This window comes from Acinetobacter sp. TUM15071 (genome assembly GCF_008980925.1).
GTDB lineage: Bacteria > Pseudomonadota > Gammaproteobacteria > Pseudomonadales > Moraxellaceae > Acinetobacter > Acinetobacter dispersus.
The window spans coordinates 1-545 of record NZ_BKGB01000047.1 but is presented as its reverse complement, the minus strand read 5'-3'; the positions used below and the strand labels follow the sequence as shown (position 1 = coordinate 545).

The window sequence follows — 545 nt, the reverse complement described above, 5'->3', positions numbered from 1 at the left end:
AATCTTTTATTCATGCCTCGTTTTAGCCAATCATAAAATCGTGACACTGAAACGTGAAGTAATCTAGCCATAAAGCTAATCGGGAATAAATATCTTTGCTGTTTCATATAGGCGTACCTTACTGACTTTCTTTCGCAAAGTACGCTGCTGCCTTTTTTAGCAATTCACGTTCCATTTCAGCTGTTTTGAGCTGTTGTTTGAGCTTTTTATTTTCTTCGAGTAAGGCATTTAGATCAGGTGAATATTGTTTAGTGCCTGCTATGGTGCCAGTCTTTGCTTTATTATTCCAATTTGAAAGAGTTTGCATTGGAATGCCAAGTTGTCTGGCTGTTTCCGATACATTGCCTTGATTGGCTTCAATCAATTTTATTGCTTCAACTTTAAATTCTGCGGTGTAAGTCTTCTGTTTCTTGCTCATGGTAAACTCCTGATGAGTGTCTATAGTTTACCAAGTTAAAACCTCCTGTTTTCTCAGCACACATCATGTCTTGTCAATTTCAGCATCACCACCTGCATAGAAATCAGCTCTTATATGAATTCTATAT

The 545-nt window shown here is 37.1% G+C and carries 1 pseudogene; it reads right to left on the bottom strand.

From position 1 onward, the window contains the following. Positions 1 to 418 (bottom strand): annotated as a pseudogene (locus GBI66_RS19145) (transposase); the annotation flags it as partial. Between the last annotated feature and the right edge of the window lie 127 nt (positions 419 to 545).